Source organism: Roseivirga sp. UBA1976, assembly GCF_002336325.1.
Lineage (GTDB): Bacteria > Bacteroidota > Bacteroidia > Cytophagales > Cyclobacteriaceae > Roseivirga > Roseivirga thermotolerans.
In genome coordinates this window covers 1-2,661 of record NZ_DDDQ01000072.1, presented here as the reverse complement: position 1 = coordinate 2,661, position 2,661 = coordinate 1, and the positions used below count along the sequence as shown (strand labels likewise).

General features: G+C 43.7%; 2 protein-coding genes. One reads left to right on the top strand and one right to left on the bottom strand.

The features are described 5' to 3' along the window. Window positions 1–333 precede the first annotated feature (333 nt). The gene (locus B3763_RS07285) at window positions 334–1,818 is read right to left on the bottom strand and encodes a PLP-dependent aminotransferase family protein (RefSeq protein WP_286745239.1); all 1,485 of its coding nucleotides are present in this window, start codon (window positions 1,816–1,818) and stop codon (window positions 334–336) included. A 67-nt stretch (window positions 1,819–1,885) separates the two neighbouring features. Between B3763_RS07285 and B3763_RS07280 the strand changes: the two genes are divergently transcribed. Then, entirely contained in the window at window positions 1,886–2,560 is a 675-nt protein-coding gene (locus tag B3763_RS07280) for a pyridoxamine 5'-phosphate oxidase family protein (RefSeq protein WP_286745236.1), read from the top strand. Window positions 2,561–2,661 lie beyond the last annotated feature (101 nt).

Below are 2,661 nucleotides of genomic sequence, written 5' to 3'. Positions count from 1 at the left end.
AGAGCCTAAATGAGATTGCGGATATTTTCCTTTGCGTATGTAAAGTTTTCAGAGGAAAATTCCGCAATGACGTCCTAAGGGGGATATTTTACTACTTCCTTACATCGAACTCAGGTTAAAATAGAATATTAGTTAATTCACCTCCGCCCAGCAGACACCTCTTCTGATTACTATTGAGAGTTAGAAGACATCCATGCTATCCGAAACTGCATTATTTTCTCCATCCTGAGCTTGTCGAAGGATCTGCACAACTAGAATCTTTGGCTAATCCCTCGGCTTCGATCGGGATAAAAAAACCGGATCATACCGAATTCTCCTCCTTACAAAGAGGGATTAGAGGTGATTCATCACCTCCTTCAACACTGAAACTATTTGAGTTTGCTCTTGGAAATTGATGGAAGCAAAACCCATTCGTATTCCATTATTAGCCGTATGATTGAAGTTATAAGTTTGATAATCAGGAATGTTTAACCCTTTCTGCCTGCAGGCTTCCGCAATGTCTATCCAGCTCATGTCCTCCCGAAGTTCAACCCACACGGCAAGTCCTCCCTCCGGTACTTTGAAGCGCACAAATTCACTCAACTCAGTTTTCAGCAATTGGCAAAAGTGATCTCTGCGATCCCTGTAGATTTTCAGAGCCTTTTTGGTATGCCTTTGGTAGTCGCCCTGACGAATCATAAGCGCTATGGATCTTTCTAAAATAGCATCACCTTGCCTATCAATAATTCTTCTGAGGTGTGCTACTTCATCGATAAAATCTTTGGGAGCCACCAAGTAACCAACACGGTAAGCCGGTGCCACAATTTTGCAAATGGCACCCATGTAAATTACCTGCCCCGAACGATCGGCACTGGCCAGGGGAAGCAAAGGGGCATTTCGATAGTGAAAATCATAATCGTAGTCATCTTCCAAAATGGCAAAACCATATTCTTCAGCCAATTGGAGGAGCTCTATTCTCCTTTCCACACTAAGGGTTACAGTAGTGGGGTGATGGTGATGTGAGGTTACGTACACGGCAGTTACTTTTTCCTGCCCACAGAGTTTTCGAAGCTCAGAGGTACAAATTCCCTTATGATCTACAGGAACTGTTTTGACCTTCGCTCCTGCTTCCAGCATGGTAAGGTTGGCTGCAATGTAGTTGGTCTCGCCTACCACGGCCAGTTCTTTGTTTTTAAAAAGTAGCTGTGAGGCCAGATAAGTCCCCATTTGGCTACCTCTCACAATCATTATGTTGTCCTTTTCCACGGCCATCCCTCTGGTTTCCTGAAGAAAACCGGCCAGTGTTTCGCGCAATAAAGCATCGCCATACACAGAGCCGTAGCTTAAATGACGGCTGTTATACGACCGGGCAACAAAGCTTCTATAATGTTTAATGATATCATTGACCGGGGCAATTCGCACATCGGGAATACCTTCATCCAGAGTCAGCCCCTGAGGAATATCAGGCAAAACCCTTTTCAAATGGGCTTTTGTATAGAAAGTAAAACCGGAATTTTTTATACTTCTTCCTTCCGAAACTTCACTTAGTTTATTGGGCAGTACGTTCGGTAAACTTTCGCTCACAAAAGTACCCTGTGATGGCCGTACATCAATCCACCCCTGGCTAAATAGCTCTTCATAGGCAGCTACCACCGTTTTGCGGTGTACTGCAAAACTCTGGGCCATAGCTCTGGTTCCCGGCAACCTGCTACCGGGGCGCAATACACCAGCCTTAATCTGTTGAATAAGTCCATTACTAATCTGGAGGTAGACTGGTAACTCAGTGTCCCGATCGATATTGATTAAATGAGGAAGTGCCACCATAGCCGGACTACTCATATATTAAAAACCGGATTACATAAGTAGTCCGATAAATGTAGACATTTAGCCGAACAAAACTCAGGTCATGTCAGAATTCAATAAAAACCCTTTGAACAAAGTGGTTCGAGGATCGAAACGAGCCCAGTACAACAAAGAACTCATTTACAACATCTTAGATTCTCATTTCATTTGTCAGATCCCCTATGTGTTTGAGGAAACTGCTATAGTAATTCCAACCGCTTATGGGCGAAAAGGAAATACTATACTTATCCACGGTTCGCTTAAAAACCGCATGATGCTCTCTTTATTAAACCAAGAAAAAGTAAGCCTCAATGTTACTCATCTGGACGGCATTGTGCTGGCCAGATCGGTCTTTCACCATTCGGTAAATTATCGATCGGTGAATGTTTTTGGAAAGGCCAGGTTGATTGAAGAAGATGCCGAAAAGATGGAGGCCTTGGAAATCATTACGGAAAACATTATTCCGGGCCGATGGAACGAAGCAAGAATACCTAATCAGAAAGAACTCGATGGTACGCTAGTTATAGCCATAGATATTGAAGATGCTTCTGCAAAGGTCAGGGAAGTTGAAGCAGCTGATGACTCTGCAGACTATGACCTGGATGTTTGGGCGGGCGTATTAGAGCTTGAAGTGCAATCCGGAAGGCTCGTTCCTAACTCAGACTGTAAACCCGGACTACCTGAGCCGCAATCGGCCAAGAATTTTAAATTCTCCAACAACCCGGTGAAACAACCATAAAGCTGAAAAAATAGCTTGCGAAGTACATTCATACGAACGGGAAAATTGTGAGGGGATTGATGATAGGGTTGACGAGGTAAATTAACCTGAGTTCGATGTAC

Excerpts from the sequence above, each read along its gene's own strand:
- B3763_RS07285 (WP_286745239.1), bottom strand. The coding sequence starts at position 1,818 with ATGAGTAGTCCGGCTATGGTGGCACTTCCTCATTTAATCAATATCGAT.
- B3763_RS07280 (WP_286745236.1), top strand. The coding sequence starts at position 1,886 with ATGTCAGAATTCAATAAAAACCCTTTGAACAAAGTGGTTCGAGGATCG.